Below are 18,625 nucleotides of genomic sequence, written 5' to 3'. Positions count from 1 at the left end.
CGGCAGCCATAAAAAAGGGCGCCATGCATTCACTGCATGGCGCCCTTTTTAGTGGCCAGCGTTTATTGGTATTGCTGGTACGGGTTGCCCTGGAACTGGTTGTTCTGCTGCGGCGCTTGCTGCTGCGCGCCAGGCTGGCCGTACTGCTGGCCGGGGATCGGGCCGAGGTTCACTTCTACGCGACGGTTCTGCGCACGACCGTTCACGTCGGCGTTGCTGGCTATCGGGTTATCCGGGCCGGCACCGCGTGCGCTGAGGTTGGCACCATTAACGCCTTGGGAGGTCAGGTAGTTGGCCACGCTCTGGGCACGGCGCTGCGACAGGTCCATGTTCAGTTGGCGGCTGCCGGTGCTGTCGGTGTAACCCACGATCTGGATGGTGTTCTGGTTGAACTGCTTGAGGGAGTTGGCCAGGTTGTTCAGCGGCTGGTAAAAGCTGCTGGAGATCGCGTCCGAGTTGGTGGCGAAGGTGATGTTACCCGGCATGATCAGCTTGATCTGGTCGCCCTGGCGCTGAACTTCAACCCCGGTATTGGCCATGCTCTCACGCAGTTTCTTTTCCTGCTGGTCGGCGTAGTAGCCGTAACCCGCGGCGCCGGCACCCGCAACCACTGCGCCGATCAGCGCGCCCTTGCCACGGTTGTTATGGTCGATGGCAGCACCCGCCAATGCACCGGCCAGGGCACCCAGGCCACCGTACTTGGCGGTCTTGCTCATACCGCTGGATTCATTATTCGCCTGTCCCTGGCTGCCACCGCCATAAGGATTAGGTGAAGCGCAGCCGGACAACAGGGCTACGGCGGTAGCGACAACAAGCAGACGACGCGGAGTGAACATGAAGGGAGCTCCTACTTTTGCATTCTGTGGTGCAAAGGACATTGGCAATGGACCCGTGCCGAGTTTGGAACGCGACAAACGGTAAAAATTCCGTGGGCGCGCCCAGAGCTGTAACAAAACATTCGGGTCTTGCGTTGCTACAGAAACCGTAGCAGACACATGCTGAACGCGGCCTGAGTTTTTGCTACAGCGGGTTGCCGTTCGAACCATTGCTTCACGCCCGCACAAATGGGTTCTCACGCATCTCGTCACCCAGGCGCGTGTCCGGGCCATGGCCGGTCACCACCGTCGCGCCTTCATCCAGCGTGTAGAGCCGTTGCTTGATCGAACGCACGATCGTCGCCTGGTCCCCACCCCACAAATCCGTACGCCCAACACCGCGCCGAAACAGCGTGTCCCCGGCAATCAGCAGCCTGGCATCGGCGAACCAGAAGCTCATCGAGCCTGGCGTGTGCCCCGGTGTATGCAGCGCCACACCGCACCCACAGGCCAACGCCTCATCATCGGCCAGCCAGCGATCCGGCGACGGCACCGGCGTGTAGGGCACACCAAACATCTGGCACTGCATCTCCAGGTTGTCCCAGAGAAACTGGTCTTCCTTGTGCAGGTGCAGGGTTGCACCGGTCTTTTCCTTCAATTGCCCCGAGGCCAGGAAGTGATCGAGATGGGCATGGGTGTGGATGATGCTCACCACTTTCAGGCCCAGGGCATCGAGGCGCGCCAGGATCAGTTCATGATTGCCACCCGGGTCGACCACGATGGCCTTCTTGGTGATGGGGTCGCCAATGATCGTGCAGTTGCACTGCAACGGGCCGACCGGGAAGGTTTCGCGGATCAGCGTGGGCTTTTCGGCTTCCATGGGTGCTCCTATAAAGTTAACGGCACATTTTTGGCACTGTGTGAAAAGCGATGACGAGTGATGTCACCTGCTTTGTTTGTAAGCATCGAGCGCATGCCCGAGGAATGCGTTCATGTGCTCGCGGTCATGATCGTTGGCTGACAGTTTTTCAGAATGTGTTCCTATTGGATTGGTGGCTGTAATCCGAAGCTCAATGTAAGACGCTCGATATAGTCCCCCAGGGCGCCTTTCAGTCCGATGGACTTGAGATCGATCTCTTCGTTCGCCAAGAGCGCCAGAAACGCCCTCATGTCGGTCTGAATGCTTTCCGGCAGGTTGATGGGGTCATCCGTCAATTGGCCGCTCAGATTCAGTACGTCATTTCGATGTTTTTTGAGGTTCTTGCTGTCGACCTGTTCGCCAGCCTCCTTTCGCGCTGACAAATTGAGCCAAGCGTGCGCCTTGAGTGGGATCAGCCGGTCGGCGCCGATGAAGGTCAGAACGTCATTGCGCTGCCGGCCCTCAAGGAGGAAATGGTAGTAGGGGTCATCGAGCAAGATGGCGGACAGGCTTGATACCGATTCGTCTGTAGGAATAGGGGTCAGCGTCGCGTCCGCCGGGAGCGCGACACCCTCGGGAGCACGCGAGAACAATTCGATCTGGACGGGATAGGCCTCGTCCTCGGGGTGCTGGAACCGATAGAAAACAGGCCGCTGACCGTCAATCCCACCAACCTGCCGGATGGCGTACCGTCCGGCACGTATGAAGGCCCAGAACGCCCCGGCAAACTCGGCATTGAGCGCTTCGATAACCAGCACGATATCGAGATCCTTGGTTGCGCGGAACGATTGGCCCGCCGCATCCATCGTGAGCCAGGAGGCAACACCGCCAATCAGCACATACTGATCACGAAAATCGCTGAAGTGTTGTCCGAATACGTCTAGTCCTCTGATTTCAGCCAAGTCACTGCCTCCTTAAGTTCATCTAAAGCCAACTGGACACGTTCGTCCGGGACGTTTTCCAAGCTCAGAAGCAATGACGCTTCATCTGCGATGTTTTTTCCTTCCTTTAGGCTTCGATAAGACCATATCTCCACCCATGCCCGGATCTCATCAACCGAGTCGGTTACCTTGAATGCCAGTTCCTGGACCATGTCGTCGAACTGCTTTTTGGTCATTCCAAAAACCGGTTGTATGGGACCCGCCAGCATCGTGCATTTGGCCAGAGCGGTCTCGCCCGCGAGAAATACGCCGCCGCCTGTATGAAGCACTCGGTCGATCGCAACCTTCCGTTTAACGGGAGAGCGCATAAAGGGGCGAGCATTTTTGAAGACGCTGGCCGGAGGTGCACCGAACGAATAGCAATTTTTGAACCCCTGACTTTGTGCAGGATGGACGATGCCCAGCTTCAGCAACTGATCGATCACTTTGGCAAGTGTGACGCGGCTGTATTTGAAACCGTTCATGATGCCGTTGGAGTTGAAGATCGTATCGCTGTCCCATCCCTCATACAGGCGAGCCAAGACCATCGCTTGTGCAGCAGGAAGAAGGGCTGAAACGTCTTCCTCGTTTCGGCGCGTCCGAACGGTCTCGCGCAGGTCCATCGCCAACTCTGGGATGAACATCTGATAGCCAGGCTGGATGAAATTGATGTTGTTGGCGATCAGGCTACGCCGCTCCGGCACCGACAGTGACTGGCATACGTACACAACCACCTTGTCCGTGGTTTTTTGTACCTGAGCGATGTGCTTCCCAAGCGTTACAGATCCCGGGTACTTATTTTCCACTGGAAGCAGTAGGAGCATCGGTAGCGTTTGTTTCGCCTTCGGCCCGACCATAAGGGCCAGATAGACGAGTTTGTAGGCATCCTTGATATGAAAGGGAACCTTCAGGCCTGAGGCTGCTTGAAGGTGCGCTTCCAAGCCCACAGTGGATTCGAGGTAACCCTTGATATCATCCAGTAAAACCGGCATTTCACGCCACCTTGTTAACCACTTTTTTACACCGTAAACCATGGCGATTAACAAGTCAAAAAAGTGGTTAACACTGCAGGAGGATTACCCACCCGGTCCTCTGTAGATCAACGTGAGGGCCAGTCACTCGTCATTGCAGTTGCACTGCAACGGGCCGACCGGGAAGGTTTCGCGGATCAGCGCGGCTTTTTCAATATTCATCGATGCTCCTGCGGGCGCTATGGCATATTCCGCACAGTATGGTTGACGCGGTGCCAGACCTGAAGAGCAGCGACTGCTAAGCTTGCCCACGCCATCGAAAAACAACCCAGGCCCCCGCCACCGTGCCGCGTTGGAGCGATCCCCATGGCGAATCAACTGATCATCTGCGAGCACTGCGACTGTGTGTACGAAAAAGTCACGCTCGCCAAACATCAAAAAGCCCACTGCATACGTTGCGCAGGCGTGCTCCAGCGCTACAACGGCCTGACCGTGCAACAGCGTCTCGCCCTGACGCTGACGGCTGCGGTGCTGTGGACGTTCGCCAATTTCTATCCCGTGATGAGTATCAGCCTGCAAGGCCTGAAAAGCAGCGCCACGCTATGGGACTCGGTGGTAGCGCTGAGCCTGGGGCCGATCACGTTTATCGCGTTGGTGGCGGCCATTTCCATCATCATCGCGCCAGTGTTCCAGTTACTGCTGCTGATGTGGGTCTTGAGCTTCGCCCTCGCGGGCAAGCGCTCACCGGCGTTCCGATTGTGCATGCGTTGGCTGGAGGCACTCAGGCCCTGGAGCATGCTGGAGGTGTGTCTGCTCGGGGCAATGGTGGCGGTGTTCAAGCTGGCCGGCATGCTTGATGTGATCCCCGGCACCGGCCTGTTTGCCCTGGCCGTACTCAGCCTGTTGCTGATCCGCATTGCCGGGCGTGATGTGCGCGACCTGTGGGACAGCGTATGAGCACACCGCCGACGGCCAGCGAGCTCGGCCTGTGCCTCTGTCACAGCTGTGGATTGTCCTGCGACATGCGCGACGGGCCGAACGAATGCGAGCGCTGCGGCGCGCCCTTGCACCGGCGCAAGGTCAGTTCCCTGACGCGCACCTGGGCCTACATGCTCACCGCGCTGGCGTTCTATGTGCCGGCCAATCTCCTGCCGGTGATGAACACCACCATGCTCGGCTCGGGGGCGGACAGTACTATCATGAGTGGGGTGTTGGAGTTCTGGCAGCACGGCGCGTGGGACATTGCGCTGATTATTTTCATCGCCAGCATCGCAGTGCCCGGCATCAAGTTTGTGTCCCTGGCCCTGCTGCTGGTCACCGTGCAGCGCAATAGCCTTTGGGCACGCAAGGAACGTTCGAAGCTGTTCCGCTTCGTCGAACTGATTGGCTACTGGTCGATGCTGGATGTCATCGTGGTCGCGCTGGTGGCCGCACTGGTGAAGTTCCAGGCCCTGGGCACCATCGAGCCGCGCCTGGGTATCCTGTTTTTCGGCCTGGTGGTGGTGTTTACCATGCTGGCCGCCATGAGCTTCGACCCGAGGCTGATCTGGGAAACCCCACACAACAAGGAGACCGCGGATGACGTCACATCCCACTGACACCCCGCAAGCCCCAGGATCGCCTGCAATCAAGACACGGCGCTTCAGCGTTTCGCTGGTGTGGATCGTGCCGATCGTCGCGGTGCTGGTGGGGATTTCGCTGGTGGTACACAGCGTCCTCCAACAGGGCCCGACCATCACCCTCAATTTCAAGACCGGCAGCGGTCTGATCGCGAACAAAACCGAGGTCAAGTACCGCAACGTGGTGATCGGCCAGGTGACCGATGTCGCCTTGAGCGACGACCAGAAAAGCGTCAACGCCACGGTTCAACTGGCCAAGCAGGCCGAAAGCTTCACCCGCGCCGATTCGCAGTTCTGGGTGGTACGCCCGCGTATCGGCGCCGGCGGCGTATCCGGCATCGACACCCTGCTCTCCGGCGACTACATAGGTGCCGACATCGGCCAATCGGAGACCCGTGCCAAGCAGTTCAAAGGCCTGGAAAACCCGCCGCCCATCACCTACGGCGAACCGGGCAAGCGTTTCACGCTGCACACGCAGACCCTCGGTTCGCTGGATATCGGCTCACCGGTGTACTACCGCAAAATCGAGGTCGGCCAGGTGGTGGCCTACGAGTTGGATGCCGAAGGCAAGGGTGTCAATGTCGAGGTGTTCGTGCATGCGCCCAATGATGCCTATGTCACCGAAAACACGCGTTTCTGGAATGCCAGCGGGGTTGACCTGAGCGTCGGCGCCAATGGCTTCGCGCTGAAGACCGAATCGCTTTCGTCCATGCTGGTCGGTGGTATCGCCTTTCGGGCGCCGCCGTACAGCCCCAACGACAAACCGGCCGACGAGGCACGTACCTTTGAGCTCTTCGACGACCAGGACAGCGCCCTCGCCCCACCCAATGGCGAGGGGCAATACATGGCCCTGCGCTTCGACCAGGCATTGCGCGGGCTCAAGGTCGGGGCGCCGGTGGAGTTCCTCGGCGTCGAGTTTGGCAAAGTGGTATCGATCAACCTCGACTTCGATGCCAATAAACGCAGCTTCCCACTCAACGTCGGTATCGTGATCTATCCACAGTTGCTCGGACAGGCCCACACCAAACTGCTCAAGGTCATGAACCATGACCCCAACGATGAGGCCGCCGGCGTACGGCTGATCGGCTCGTTCATCGAAAATGGCCTGCGCGCCCAGGCACGCAGCGGCAACCTGTTGACCGGCCAGTTATACATCGCGCTGGACTTCTACCCGAAAGCCGAGAAGGTCAAATTTGACCCCAGCCTGCGCCCGGTCAGCATTCCAACCATTCCCGGCAACCTCGAGCAACTGCAGGAAAAACTCGAGAGCATCGTCAACAAGATCAACCAACTGCCGATCGAACGTATTGCCGGCAACCTCGACAGCAACCTGGTCGAGCTGCGCAAAGGCCTGACCCAATTCAATGCCAAGACCCTGCCCGGCGTGCAGAACACCCTGGCTGACGTGAGCAAGACCCTGCAATCGGCCAGTTCCACCCTGGCCGAGGATTCACCGCAGCGCGAGCAGTTGACCCAGACCCTGGATGAACTGGGGCGCATGTCGCGCTCCCTGCGCGAACTGTCGGACTACCTGGGCCGTCACCCGGAATCGCTGATTCGCGGCCGTCCCGACAACGCCGCGCCCCTGGACCTGCAAGGACCACCGCGCAAATGACCCCTGGAGCAAACGCCATGACGTTTCCGTTGAAAATCACAGTGGTCGGCATGCTGCTGTTGCTGGCGGCGTGCAGCAGTACTCCGATTACCTTTCATACGCTGACACCGGCGCACTGGAATACGGCCACTGGGGCGGACGCGGGCAGCATCCGGATTGAAAGCATCACCGTTCCCCCCCAGGTCGACCGACCGCAGATTGTGATCCGCCAGGGCGACAGTGGCGTGGCGATCCTGGAAACCCAGTGGTGGGCCGCGAGCCTCGCGGATGAGCTGAGGAGTGCGCTGGTGGACCAACTGGCCAACAGCAACCCTCGACAATCGATGTTGTTGCGTCTTGAAGTGCAGCGCTTTGACTCCGTACCCGGCCAGTACGCGCTGCTCGACGTCAAATGGCGCCTGCGCCCGGCCGGGGGCACCGAGCGCCCACCGCTGACCTGCCGGACCACGTTGCAGTCGCCCGCCGGGCCGAGCATCGACAACGTGGTGCTCGCCCATCAAAACAATCTCAAGCGCTTTGCCGCGCAGGTCAGCCAGGCGGTCGTCAGGTCAACCGGCCAGTGCCCGCCGGCACCGTAAACCGCCCGGCACTTACGCCAGCAAGCCCATCGCCTTGGCTCGCGCCACGGCCTGGGTGCGTCGCTCGACCCCAAGTTTGCTGTTGATGTGGCTGGCGTGGGTCTTGACGGTGTGCAGGGAGATAAACAGCTGGTTGCTGATTTCCTGGTTGGAGCAGCCTTGGGCGATCAGTTGCAGGACCGCCAGCTCGCGCGTGCTCAGGGTTTCGTGGCCAGTCGTGACCTCGGGCGTCACGACCGCCGGGAGAAGCGCGAGCAGGCTCTGGTGCAACACACCTTGCGGGTCCTTGCCCAATTGCTCACGCATCCAGTCCGGATGCCCGTCCAACAAGCGCTGGAACGGCTGTAACGCGCCCCCGGCGCCCGCCTCAAGCGCCTGGGCCAGCACCGGCCGCGCCCTGGTTTCCTGACCGCACTCGAGCAGCAACTGGGTCTGCTGGGTCAGCGCCATCAGGGCAATCATCTGGCGCCCACTGTCGTGGGCCTGTTGCGCCAGTGCTTCGAGCCGCTCCAGCGCCGCCTGGGGCTGATGGCGCACGGCATCGAGGGCGGCTTGTTGCAGCCCGATATGTTGCGGCAAGTGCGGGTGGAATTCCGGTGCAGCGGCGGCCTGTTCGCCGTGGTAAGTCTGCCCCAGGCGCGTCAGCCAGGCATCCGCCAGGTCGGTGCGGCCTTGGGCCAGCCACAGTTCGCATTTGATCAGGGTAATCATCGCCAGGTAGTAGATCGGCGGCACATCCCAGATATGCATCAGGCGCTCGGCTTCGGCGAGTTCGGCGAAGGCTTTGGGAAAGTCATGGCGCCGCCCTTCGAAGCTGGCGATCACGCAATGGCCGATCAGCACGCTGATATCGCGACAGGCTCGCGCCTCGGCCAGGCCTGCGCGCAGGAGGGCAATGCCGGTTTCGGGCTGGTTGCGCATCAACAGCAAATAGCCTTCGTAAAGCGACAGCCGCGCACGCACCGCATACAGTCGCTGCGGTGCCAGGCCGTGCAGGCGCTGCAGGCCCTGGCGCACCTCATCGAGCGCGCGCAGGATTTCGCCACGGGCCTGCAGCACCCGTGCACGGTCGTAATGGGCCAGGGCTTCGAACAGCGGGTTGCCGACCCGCTGCGCCAGTTCCAGGGATTCGCGGTTCAGGCCACGGGCGCGCCACAGATCGCCATCGGCGATGGCCAGGTTGGACAGGGTCGACAGACACACCAGGCGCTGGCCGTAACGCCGTTGCGGCAGGCTGTCCAACGCCTCGCTGCAATAGCGCTGCGTCCATTCACGGTCACCTCGACCGCGGGCGATAATCCCGCTCAGCGCCAGCCACTGGGCCAGCATCGAGCGCTGTGCGGTAGCCGAGGGTGCCGGCAGGAAGCGACTGAGGTACGCGGATAACTCCTGCGCCGCATCCAACTGGCAGGCCAGTGCCAACGCCCAGCTGTACAGCACAATCAGGCGCGGCGTGCTGATCAGCAGGCTGTCGGGCAAGTCCATTTTCCAGCGCAGCAACATGCCGACATTCTGCTCGGCCAGCAGTTGTTCTTCGGACAGGTTCTGCACCAGGTTGGCCGCCACGTCGAGGTGCCCGGCGCGCAATGCCTGCTCCACCGCCTCGTCGATCAAGCCCTGGGCGTTGAACCAGCGGCACGCGCGCAGATGCAGGCTGGCGGCCGGCAAGACATTGCTGCTCGCGCGGCGGGTGCGCAGCAGGTCGGAGAACAAATGGTGATAACGGTACCAGTGCCCCTGCTCGTCCAGGGGCACCAGGAACACTTGGTGGGCTTGCAGGTAGCGCAGGATCTCGGCGCTGTCATGGGCTTCGCGCACGGCATCGCACAGCTCGCTGCAAAAACGCTCCTGGTGCGCGGTGTCGAACAGGAACGCCTGCACTTCGGGAGGCAGGCAGTCGATCACTTCTTCCAGCAGGTAGTCGCGGATCAGCCCTTCCCCACCGTGCAGGCTTTGCGGCAAGGCGCCCTCATTGCCGGCTTCGGAAGCCGCCAGCAGCCAAAATCGCAGGCCGGCCACCCAGCCTTCGCTGCGGCGGATGAGGTTGTCGAGGGCTTCACCACTCAAGGAACTGCTGTGGCGATCCAGCAACGCCTGGGATTCGGCATGGGTCAGGCGCAGGTCTTGCTCGTGCAACTCCAGCAAATGCCGTGACAACCGCAAGCGCGCCAGATGCCAGTCCGGGCGCTGGCGACTGGTGACCAGCACCACCAGGCCATCGGGCAAATGGTTGAGGAAAAATTGCAGGCAACGGTCCAGCACCGGTCCCTGGGCCAGATGGTAGTCATCCAGCACCAGTAATAATGGCGCACGGGTGGACAGGTGCACGGTCAGCTCATCGAGCAGGCCGTCGAGCCACTCTTCAAACGCAAAGGGTTGATGACGCTGGCGCATTTTCAGCAAGCCCAGGGATTGGGTGCCGAGTGCCGGGAAGTAGTGCTGCAACCCTTCGAGCAGGCGCTCAAGAAAACGCCCTGGGTCGTTGTCCCGTGGGCTCAGGCCCAGCCACAGGCTGTGCCACTGAGCCGGCAGGCCCTGGCAGAACTCCACCGCCAACGAGCTCTTGCCGAACCCGGCCGGTGCGCAGACCAGCAGCAACCGCCCCTCCAGGCCGGCGCCCAGCCGTTCACACAGGCGCGGGCGCAGCACGTAGCCATCAGGCAGCGGGGGCCTGTAGAAGCGACCTTCCAGGGTCGGGATTACCCGGCTGGCAGGCCCTTGGATTCGGGACAGATCAGTCATCGCCGGGCTCTTGTAGAAGGCTGTTATCGGCATTGCAGATGTCCGCAGACTAGCGGTAAAAGCGGCGGGTTTGTAGATCTTTGCAACATTTGCCTGAAAAAGAACTGAGACAAGAAATATCGCCGCAAACAAAAAGTGGAAGGGGGCTTGCTCCCGATAGAGGCGGATCAGTCAATGCTGCGCTGACTGTCGCATCGCTATCGGGGGCAAGCCCCCTCCCACCTTGAGTTACTCGTGCAACTTAGCGAACACCGTCCTGGCGCAGGGCCGCCGGGGTGAAGTCGCTGGTGGTGGCGGTGAAGCCGAAGTCATAGGCCTGCTTCTCTTCGTTCTTCATGCCCAGGGCCAGGTAGCGGCCGGACTGCAGGTCGTAGAGGGTTTCCAGGGCGTACCACGGCACTTGCTTGTCGTAGTAGTTCTCGGCATGGGCTTCGGCGACACGCCACAGTTGGCCACGGCCGTCGTAGTGGTCGATCACTGCGGCTTGCCAGGTGTCTTCGTCGATGTAGAAGTCACGCTTGGCGTAGATGTGGCGCTGGCCTTCCTTCAAGGTCGCGACCACGTGCCAGACACGGCGCAGCTCGTAGCGTGCCAGGTCCTGGTTGATGTGGCCGGCCTTGATGATGTCGGCGTACTTGAGCTTCGGATCATCGATCTTGTAGCTGTTGGAGGCGATGTAGATTTCCTTCTTGCCTTCCAGTTTCCAGTCGTAGCGGTCCGGCGCACCGTTGTACATGTCGAGGTTGTCGGAGGTACGCAGGCCGTCGGCGGCGGTACCCGGCCCGTCATAGGACACTTGCGGCGCCCGGCGCACGCGGCGCTGGCCGGCGTTGTAGACCCACGCCGAACGCGGCTCCTTCACCTGGTCCAGGGTTTCGTGCACCAGCAGCACACCACCGGCCAGACGTGCCGGGGCGGTCACTTGCTGCTTGAAGTAGAACAGCACGTTACCCGGGTTCTTCGGGTCGAAGTCCTTCATCTTGTCGCGGAACACGAACTGGTCGCGGAAGTACACCAGGCTGTAGGAGCCGTTGGTTTGCGGCGTGGCCTGGGTCACCAGGCGGGTCACGCTGCCACCGCGATAACGGGTGATGTGGTTCCAGATGACTTCCACGCCGCTTTTCGGGATCGGGAACGGTATGGCGGTTTCGAAGTTTTCCAGGCCGTTGCCGCCAGACACGAGGTTGGTGGTGGTGGCGTTCTTCTTGATGGAGGCGAACACATCGGCCGGTACGGTAGCGCCGCGATGGGTCGGGTAGACCGGCATCTTGAAGGTTTCCGGGTAACGCTTGAACATCGCGTACTGCCCCGGTGCCAGCTTGTCTTTGTACTGCTCGACGTTCTGCGCGGTGATGGTGAATTGCGGTTGTTCACTGGCGTACGGGTTGGCGAGGAAACCTTTGGCATCCACAGCGCCGGCGTTGGTCGGCATCGGCGACCATTTCGGGATGGTGCCGGCCGCGTTACCGGCCATTTCCGCGCCCATCGGCGTCAGGGTCGTGCCCAGCTTGGCGGCCTCATCCGTCGACACTGCCGCCATGACATTGCTCGCCAGGATCGACAGCCCAAGCACACCCACGTGCAACAGACTTTTGGTTATTTTCATGTTCTGGTCTTCCTGAAAATACAGTGTGCTTAGAAGTTGGCGCCGAAGCTCAGGGCGACGAAGTCGCGGTCATTCACCGTGCTGAAATCACCACCGAAAAAGTTGGTGTAGTTCAGGCTGGCGGTGTAGGTGTTCTGGTATTCGGCATCCAGGCCCAGACTGACGGCTTTGCGGCCCTCTTCGAAGTTGGCGCCAGGACCCGGGGAGTACCCCTTGACGTCATGGGACCATGCCACGTTTGGCTTGAGGTTTACGCCGGCGAAAACGTCCGGGTATTCCCAGATAGCCCGACCGCGATACCCCCAGGAAGTGGCAGTGGTGAAGCCATCGTTGTTGCAGTTAGTGTTCAGTCCGTTGGCATTTGCCAGGCCGGCGCCTTGAGCCGTAGACGTGTTCAACGCCGCACAGGCATTATTCGGCAGCGTACCAGGGCCGAAGACAGGGTCACGACCGTAGCGCACATCCGACTTGCTCTCCAGACCACCCACATGGGTTACACCTACTTCACCCACCAGGGTCAAACGGCTAGCGCCCATGACTTGGTCGAAGAAGTGGGTAAATGTCGTTTGGAACTGGCTGATTTCCTTACGACGATAACCATGCAAGTCCTGGCCCGGAGCCCCGTTGAGCAACGACGCATTGCCGAGGACCGGCCCACCAATAGGTTTCACACCGGCAAACAGGATGTCGGTGGTGCTCAGTTGGACCGGGGCATTAGGACGGTAGCTAAACTCGCCGCTCCATGCAGTCCCCGTGGGCAGGGTGGTGGAGAAACTCAAGCCATAGAGACGAATATCCTCTGGGTACTCAACGAAATAATTGGAGTTACCCGCGACCACCAGCGGACGCAATTGACCAGGCACACCTGGCGTTGCGCCGGTGTATTTCGATTGCGGGGCGCCCTGGGCACTGAAGATCGGAGCGCGGCTGTGGTAGTTCATGAAGTAAGCGCCGAACTCTGTATCCAGAGGCTCGTAGTTGTAATGGAACGCGACACCGAACTGACCACTGTCGCGCGCATCACGATCCGGGCCGCGACGCACCAATACGCCCTCGTTGTTAACGTCGACGCCATTTGCGGCGAGCCCTGGCAGTACTCCGGCGGGTAGGAAGCGACGGCTGTTCAATACTCGCAAATTGTCACTGCAGCCATCGGAAATAACATCAGGCTGAGAGAAGAAAGTGCCGCAGTTATCGGTAACGGTCTGGTCCCATTCCAACTGATAAAAGGCTTCCGCCGACAAGTTATCGGTCAGGGTCTGCGACACGTAGAACATGTTGACCGGAATCAAACCTTCCTTGATTTCGGCGCCCGGACGACGGAATGCAGACACATCGATCGGGTTAATGGAGTTGATGCCACCACCGATGAAAGTACTTTCACCCCAGCTCACTACCTGCTTACCGAACCGCACGTTGCCGGGCTGATCGGCAATGGAGTAGTTGTGGTAGATAAACGCATCGAGAATCTGCCCGCCAGAAGACTTGGCGCCCTCTTTGCGGTTGTTGTTGCTGATGTCCTTGAACTCGCGGCTCTCATCCTGCAGTTCGAAGTCATACCAGTACTTGCCGCGCACAAACACGCCGGTGTCGCCGTATTTCAACTCCAGGTCATGAATGCCCTTGAAAATCTTCGAGAACGTTTCGCCACGCTTGAAGTTCAAGTGGCCGTCATCGGAGGTCTGGGACAGACCGTTGCCGCCGTTGTTGGCACCGATCAGGTCCTGGTTGGGCTTGGCTGTCGACCAGCTCGCCCCCACAGAAAGCGACGAGTCAAAACTACCTTCGATTTCACCGATATTGAAACTGACGCCGAATGCGGGCCCGGCGAGCGTAGAGGCGAGACTGACGGCCAGGGGCAGTCTTGCCCGGCGCCAGAACTGGTTTACTGAGGTCATCGACGCTACTCCATGTGCATTATTGTTATGGCAGTGAGTTTGTTCTGTGATGCTTGTAACGGCCGGAATACAACGATTCCAATGCCGCCTGGCAACTGAACCTCCATGGCCCGAAGCGATGCATCCTTGAAAAACTCTGGGTGGGACTATAGCCAGCAGGGGGTATCGCTTGATCCCTCTAAAGTGTGATTTGCATCACCAACCCGTCTGCCACAGCCCTTTCGCCATGTCGGCGAAGGCCGACGCGGCAAGGATGGCTGAAAATTGGCAAATCACAAGTGAAGGCGCGAGATAGAGCATCGCCGTGCCACGAGGGCACGGCAAATCAGCTCAGAGGGTGGACAGGAAGGTGCTGTTGTTGGCCTGCCATTCAATGATGTCAATACGGATACGTTTTTTGTCGAGCTTGCCGACACTGGTCTTGGGAATTTCCGTAACAACGGCGATCTGGCTCGGAATCGCCCACTTGCTCAGATGGCCCAGTTCGACAAAAGGCTTGAGGTGTTCCTTGAGCTCGCGGGCCCCAATCTCATGGCCATCACGCACCACCAGCAACGCAAACGGGCGCTCGCCCCACTGCGGGTCGGCGATGCCCACCACCGCTACTTCGCGTACCGCCGGGTGACGGCTGACCAGGTCTTCGAGGGCCAGGGAGGAGATCCACTCGCCGCCGGTCTTGATCACGTCCTTGATGCGGTCGCGAATATCGATCACCCCAAATGCATCGAGGGTGGCCACGTCGCCGGTGTGCATCCAGCCACCCGCCCACAGCTCGGCGCCCTTCTGCGGCTCGTTGTAATACCCCTCGGTCAGCCACGGCGCGCGCAGCACCAACTCACCCTGGGACTCGCCGTCGGCGGGCAGGAAATTGCCCTCGGCGTCCATGATCGCCGCTTCCACCAACGGCCCGGGCACGCCGGCCTTGATGCGGTAGCTGATGCGCTCGTCCTCGGTGCCGGCCATCAGTTCTTCGTTGAGGTGGGCGCAGGACACCAGCGGGCCGGTCTCGGACATGCCGTACGCGGCGGTCAGTTGAATCCCACGGGCCTTCGCCGCCTCATACAGCGTACGGTTGAGGGCGCTGCCGCCGATGACGATTTTCCAGCCGCCAAAATCGACGCCTTGGGCAGCCTTGGCGTTGAGCACCATTTGCAGGATGGTCGGCACGCAGTGGGAAAAGGTGACCTTCTCCTTGCGCCACAGCTCTACCAGGTATTCCGGGTCGTAGCGGCCGGGGTAGACCTGCTTCAGGCCAAGCATGGTCGCCACATACGGCAGGCCCCAGGCATGCACGTGGAACATCGGCGTGATCGGCATGTACACGTCGTTGGTGCCCAGCAGGCGCACACTGTCGACGCTGCCCATGATGGTCGCCACGCCGATGGTGTGCAGCACCAGTTGGCGATGGGTGAAGTACACGCCCTTGGGGTTGCCGGTGGTGCCGGTGGTGTAGAAGGTGGTGGCGACGGAGTGTTCGTCGAAGTCCTGGAAATCGTACTTCGGGCTGGCGGCGGCCAGCAGGGTTTCATACTCACCGACCAGGTTGGGCAACTCGGCGGTCTTGGCTTCGCCGTCGGTGAGCAGCAGCGTCTTGTCCACGGTGGTGAGCTGCCCGGCAATGGCCTGGTAGAGCCCCACGAACTCGCTGTTGACCAGCACGAAGCGGTCCTCGGCGTGGTTCATGGTGTAGAGAATCTGTTCCGGCGACAGGCGCACATTGATGGTGTGGATCACCGCACCGATCATCGGGATGGCGAACATGCATTCCAGGTAACGATGACTGTCCCAATCCATCACCGCCACAGTGTCACCGGCCTTGACCCCGGCTTCGGTGAGCACGTTGGCCAGGCGCGCGACGCGCTCGATCAAGGTCGGGTAGGTGTAGCGCAGCTTGTCGCGATAGACAATTTCCCGGGTCTTCTCGTAACGGGTACCGGACATCAACAGGCGCTTGATCAACAGCGGGTATTGATACGCACCTTCGGCGGGCGGAATAACACGGGTCTGCAACATACGAATCCCTTTTATGACTGCACGGTCTTGGCTTGAAGACCTGCACTGTAGAGAGGTTATGTTTCAGCTAAATCAGCCAAAGGAATGATTTGCAGAGGCTGGGGAATGCTAGCTTTGAGCCATTATTCAGGGACAATGGAGGTCAAATGTGGGAGGGGGCTTGCTCCCTCCCACACTGGATTGTGTTTACTTGAGAACAGCGTTTATTTCGCGCTGGTAAACGCCAACTTCACCCCAATCGCAATCAACACTGCTCCCATGGTCCGATCAAACCAATGCCCCATCCGTGCAAACCCGGCGCGCACGCGCTGCTGGCTGAACAACATCGCCACCAGGCAGAACCACAACGCCGTCGCCACCGCCAGGTACACGCCGTAGCCGGCCTGGATCGCCAGCGGTGTGTGCGGGTTGATCACCACGGTGAACAGCGACAGGAAGAACAACGTCGCCTTGGGGTTCAGGCCGTTGGTGACGAAGCCTGCGGTAAACGCGCCACGCGGGGTACGCTCGCCCGCTTCGCGGTGCAACTCGCCCTCGACGGCAGGCTTGGCCGGTTTGGCGCGCAGGGCCTTGAAGCCGATGTACAGCAGGTAGGCGGCGGCGGCCCATTTCAGTGCGTTGAACAACACGATGGACTGGGACACGATCAGGCCGATGCCAAGCAACGAATAGCCCACGTGCAGGAAAATCGCCGAGCCCACGCCCAACGCAGTCCAGGTTCCGGCGCGGCGGCCGTGGGTCACGCTCTCACGCACCACCACCGCGAAATCCGGGCCGGGGCTGGCCACCGCCAACAGGTGAATCAGGGCTACGGTCAAAAACTCGGCGGCGTACATACTCACTCCATTAAGTAACGGATTATTTCATCTGGTAGGCTCGGCAGATTACGCCTTCGAACCCTGTCGCAAAAGGTACAGTTGATGACGAACAATCGCCGCGCCGTCTTCCTTGATCACCCGTCCCTGGATCTGGGCGACCTCGATCTCAGCGAGTTGCGAGACAGTTTCAGCGACTTGCAGTTGTTGACAGGCACCACGCCGCAGAATGTGGTCGAGCGCCTGCAAGGCGCGCAGGTGGCGATCAGTAACAAAATCCCGCTCAACAGCGAGACCCTGGGGGCCTGCCCGGAACTCAAGTTGATCCTGGTATCGGCCACCGGCACCAACAACATCGACCTGGAAGCCGCCCGCGCCCATGGCATCACCGTGAGCAACTGCCAGGGCTACGGCACACCGTCGGTGGCGCAGCACACGATCATGCTGTTGCTCAACCTGGCGACGCGGCTGCAGGACTATCAGCGCGATGTGAGCGCCGGCAAATGGCAAGAGGCCAAGCAGTTCTGCCTGCTGGACCACCCGATTGTCGAGCTGGAAGGCAAGACCCTCGGCCTGCTGGGCCATGGCGAATTGGGCAGTGCCGTGGCGCGCCTGGCCGAAGCCTTCGGGATGCGCGTGCTACTCGGCGCGATTCCCGGGCGCCCCGCCCGTGCCGACCGCGTGCCGCTGGATGAATTGCTCGCGCAGGTGGACGCACTCACCTTGCACTGCCCGCTCAATGAACACACCCGCGACTTTATCGGCGCCCGTGAACTGGCGCTGCTCAAGCCCGGCGCGTTTATCGTCAACACCGCGCGCGGTGGCTTGATCAACGAGCAGGCCCTGGCCGATGCCTTGCGCAGCGGCCACCTGGGCGGCGCAGCGACCGACGTGCTGAGTGTTGAGCCACCGGTCAATGGCAACCCGCTGCTGGCCGGCAATATTCCTCGACTGATCGTCACACCCCACAACGCCTGGGGCAGTCGCGAAGCGCGGCAGCGTATCGTCGGCCAACTGGCGGAAAACGCCCGGGGCTTTTTCAGCGGCGCCCCGCTGCGTGTCGTCAGTTGATAAACTGCGCTCCTTTTCAAGGAGCAGACCATGGATCCGCGCAGTGAAGTACTGCTTCGTCAGGCCGAACTTTTTCAAGGCAACCTGCTGCTGGTGGGTTTGCCCGCCGACGACCTGCTGGGTCGCCTGCCCAACGCCCACGGCTGGTGCTGGCATGCCGGCGACCAGGCGGCGCTCGACGCGCGCTTCCCGGAGCGCAGCCAGTTTGGGGTGAATGCGCCCGAGCGCGAGTTCGATGCGGCGGTGATCTTCCTGCCCAAGTCCAAGGACCTCACCGATTACCTGCTCAACGCAGTGGCAGCGCGACTGCCCGGCGCCGAGCTGTTCCTGGTAGGCGAGAAAAAAGGCGGTATCGAAAGCGCCGCCAGGCAAATGGCCCCGTATGGCAAACCGCGCAAGCTCGACAGCGCGCGGCATTGCCAGCTGTGGCAAATCACCGTGGCCAACGCCCCGCAAGCGGTCGAGCTGGAAAGCCTGGCGCAGGTGTTCGATGTGCCGCTGGCCGAAGGCCCGCTCAAGGTGGTGAGCCTGCCGGGTGTATTCAGCCACGGCCGTCTGGATCGCGGCACCGAGCTGTTGCTGGAACACTTGGACAAACTGCCGAGCGGCCATTTGCTCGACTTCGGTTGCGGCGCCGGCGTGTTGGGGGCGGCGGTCAAACGTCGCTACCCGCACAACAGCGTAACGATGCTGGATGTGGATGCTTTCGCCGCCGCCAGCAGTCGCCTGACCCTGGCCGCCAACGGGCTGGAAGCCGATGTGCTGACCGGTGATGGCATTGACGCTGCGCCGATGGGGTTGAATGCAATCTTGAGCAACCCACCGTTCCATGTCGGCGTGCACACCGACTATTTCGCCACGGAGAACCTGCTGCGAAAAGCGGCGAAACACCTGGCAAAAGGTGGCGAACTTCGCCTGGTGGCTAACAGCTTCCTGAAGTACCAGCCGTTGATCGAAGAGCATCTGGGCGTGTGTGCGGTCAAGGCCGAAGGCAATGGTTTTCGCATCTACCGTGCCAAACGCAGCTGATGGCGGTTTGAAAA

15 protein-coding genes are annotated in these 18,625 nt (G+C 60.7%); 6 read left to right on the top strand and 9 right to left on the bottom strand.

What is annotated here, in order from left to right:
* Positions 1 to 62 precede the first annotated feature (62 nt).
* The 4 genes from BLW22_RS02000 to BLW22_RS01985 all read right to left on the bottom strand — a co-directional run bounded on the left by BLW22_RS02000 (position 63) and on the right by BLW22_RS01985 (position 3,646).
* Complete coding sequence (locus tag BLW22_RS02000) at positions 63 to 836, bottom strand: YiaD family glycine zipper/OmpA-like lipoprotein (protein WP_027604771.1); 774 nt, start codon at positions 834 to 836, stop codon at positions 63 to 65.
* A 214-nt stretch (positions 837 to 1,050) separates the two neighbouring features.
* Positions 1,051 to 1,695, bottom strand: a complete 645-nt coding sequence (locus tag BLW22_RS01995) for an MBL fold metallo-hydrolase (protein WP_065924263.1) — start codon at positions 1,693 to 1,695, stop codon at positions 1,051 to 1,053.
* A 161-nt stretch (positions 1,696 to 1,856) separates the two neighbouring features.
* On the bottom strand, positions 1,857 to 2,636 hold the full coding sequence (locus BLW22_RS01990) for a hypothetical protein (protein WP_065924264.1): 780 nt from the start codon (positions 2,634 to 2,636) through the stop codon (positions 1,857 to 1,859).
* A complete protein-coding gene (locus BLW22_RS01985; protein WP_074843922.1) occupies positions 2,615 to 3,646 on the bottom strand; it encodes a hypothetical protein in 1,032 nt (343 codons plus the stop codon). The genes BLW22_RS01990 and BLW22_RS01985 overlap by 22 nt, the downstream gene beginning before the upstream one ends.
* A gap of 345 nt (positions 3,647 to 3,991) precedes the next feature.
* Between BLW22_RS01985 and BLW22_RS01980 the strand changes: the two genes are divergently transcribed.
* From BLW22_RS01980 to BLW22_RS01965, 4 genes are read left to right on the top strand one after another with little or no spacing between them, the layout of a single operon-like run.
* Positions 3,992 to 4,582 (top strand): paraquat-inducible protein A, encoded by a 591-nt coding sequence (locus BLW22_RS01980; protein ID WP_027604773.1) that lies wholly within the window; start codon positions 3,992 to 3,994, stop codon positions 4,580 to 4,582.
* Positions 4,579 to 5,223 carry a paraquat-inducible protein A gene (locus tag BLW22_RS01975; RefSeq protein ID WP_065924266.1) on the top strand — a complete coding sequence of 215 codons (645 nt, stop codon included), beginning with the start codon at positions 4,579 to 4,581 and terminating at the stop codon, positions 5,221 to 5,223. Before BLW22_RS01980 ends, BLW22_RS01975 begins: the two co-directional genes overlap by 4 nt.
* Positions 5,204 to 6,859: a PqiB family protein gene (locus BLW22_RS01970; protein WP_065924267.1), complete on the top strand. Its 1,656-nt coding sequence runs from the start codon at positions 5,204 to 5,206 to the stop codon at positions 6,857 to 6,859. Before BLW22_RS01975 ends, BLW22_RS01970 begins: the two co-directional genes overlap by 20 nt.
* A gap of 17 nt (positions 6,860 to 6,876) precedes the next feature.
* Positions 6,877 to 7,437: a PqiC family protein gene (locus BLW22_RS01965; protein WP_074843920.1), complete on the top strand. Its 561-nt coding sequence runs from the start codon at positions 6,877 to 6,879 to the stop codon at positions 7,435 to 7,437.
* Between the two features lie 12 nt (positions 7,438 to 7,449).
* Here BLW22_RS01965 and BLW22_RS01960 read toward each other — a convergent pair whose 3' ends face one another.
* From BLW22_RS01960 to BLW22_RS01940, 5 genes are all read right to left on the bottom strand, one after another.
* Complete coding sequence (locus BLW22_RS01960; RefSeq protein ID WP_074843917.1) at positions 7,450 to 10,179, bottom strand: winged helix-turn-helix domain-containing protein; 2,730 nt, start codon at positions 10,177 to 10,179, stop codon at positions 7,450 to 7,452.
* 241 nt (positions 10,180 to 10,420) lie between these two features.
* Positions 10,421 to 11,785, bottom strand: coding sequence for a DUF1329 domain-containing protein (locus BLW22_RS01955; protein WP_074843915.1), 1,365 nt, complete (start codon positions 11,783 to 11,785; stop codon positions 10,421 to 10,423).
* Between the two features lie 29 nt (positions 11,786 to 11,814).
* Positions 11,815 to 13,683 (bottom strand): DUF1302 domain-containing protein, encoded by a 1,869-nt coding sequence (locus BLW22_RS01950; RefSeq protein WP_065924271.1) that lies wholly within the window; start codon positions 13,681 to 13,683, stop codon positions 11,815 to 11,817.
* A gap of 330 nt (positions 13,684 to 14,013) precedes the next feature.
* On the bottom strand, positions 14,014 to 15,696 hold the full coding sequence (locus BLW22_RS01945) for a fatty acid--CoA ligase (RefSeq protein ID WP_065947123.1): 1,683 nt from the start codon (positions 15,694 to 15,696) through the stop codon (positions 14,014 to 14,016).
* A gap of 203 nt (positions 15,697 to 15,899) precedes the next feature.
* Positions 15,900 to 16,532, bottom strand: coding sequence for a LysE family translocator (locus BLW22_RS01940; RefSeq protein WP_065924273.1), 633 nt, complete (start codon positions 16,530 to 16,532; stop codon positions 15,900 to 15,902).
* 84 nt (positions 16,533 to 16,616) lie between these two features.
* Between BLW22_RS01940 and BLW22_RS01935 the strand changes: the two genes are divergently transcribed.
* Both BLW22_RS01935 and BLW22_RS01930 read left to right on the top strand, forming a co-directional pair.
* Positions 16,617 to 17,582 carry a 2-hydroxyacid dehydrogenase gene (locus BLW22_RS01935; RefSeq protein ID WP_074843913.1) on the top strand — a complete coding sequence of 322 codons (966 nt, stop codon included), beginning with the start codon at positions 16,617 to 16,619 and terminating at the stop codon, positions 17,580 to 17,582.
* 30 nt (positions 17,583 to 17,612) lie between these two features.
* Positions 17,613 to 18,611: a class I SAM-dependent methyltransferase gene (locus BLW22_RS01930; RefSeq protein WP_074843911.1), complete on the top strand. Its 999-nt coding sequence runs from the start codon at positions 17,613 to 17,615 to the stop codon at positions 18,609 to 18,611.
* Positions 18,612 to 18,625 lie beyond the last annotated feature (14 nt).

Source organism: Pseudomonas marginalis (assembly GCF_900105325.1).
Taxonomy (GTDB): domain Bacteria; phylum Pseudomonadota; class Gammaproteobacteria; order Pseudomonadales; family Pseudomonadaceae; genus Aquipseudomonas; species Aquipseudomonas marginalis.
This window is presented reverse-complemented; position numbering and strand designations above follow the sequence as displayed.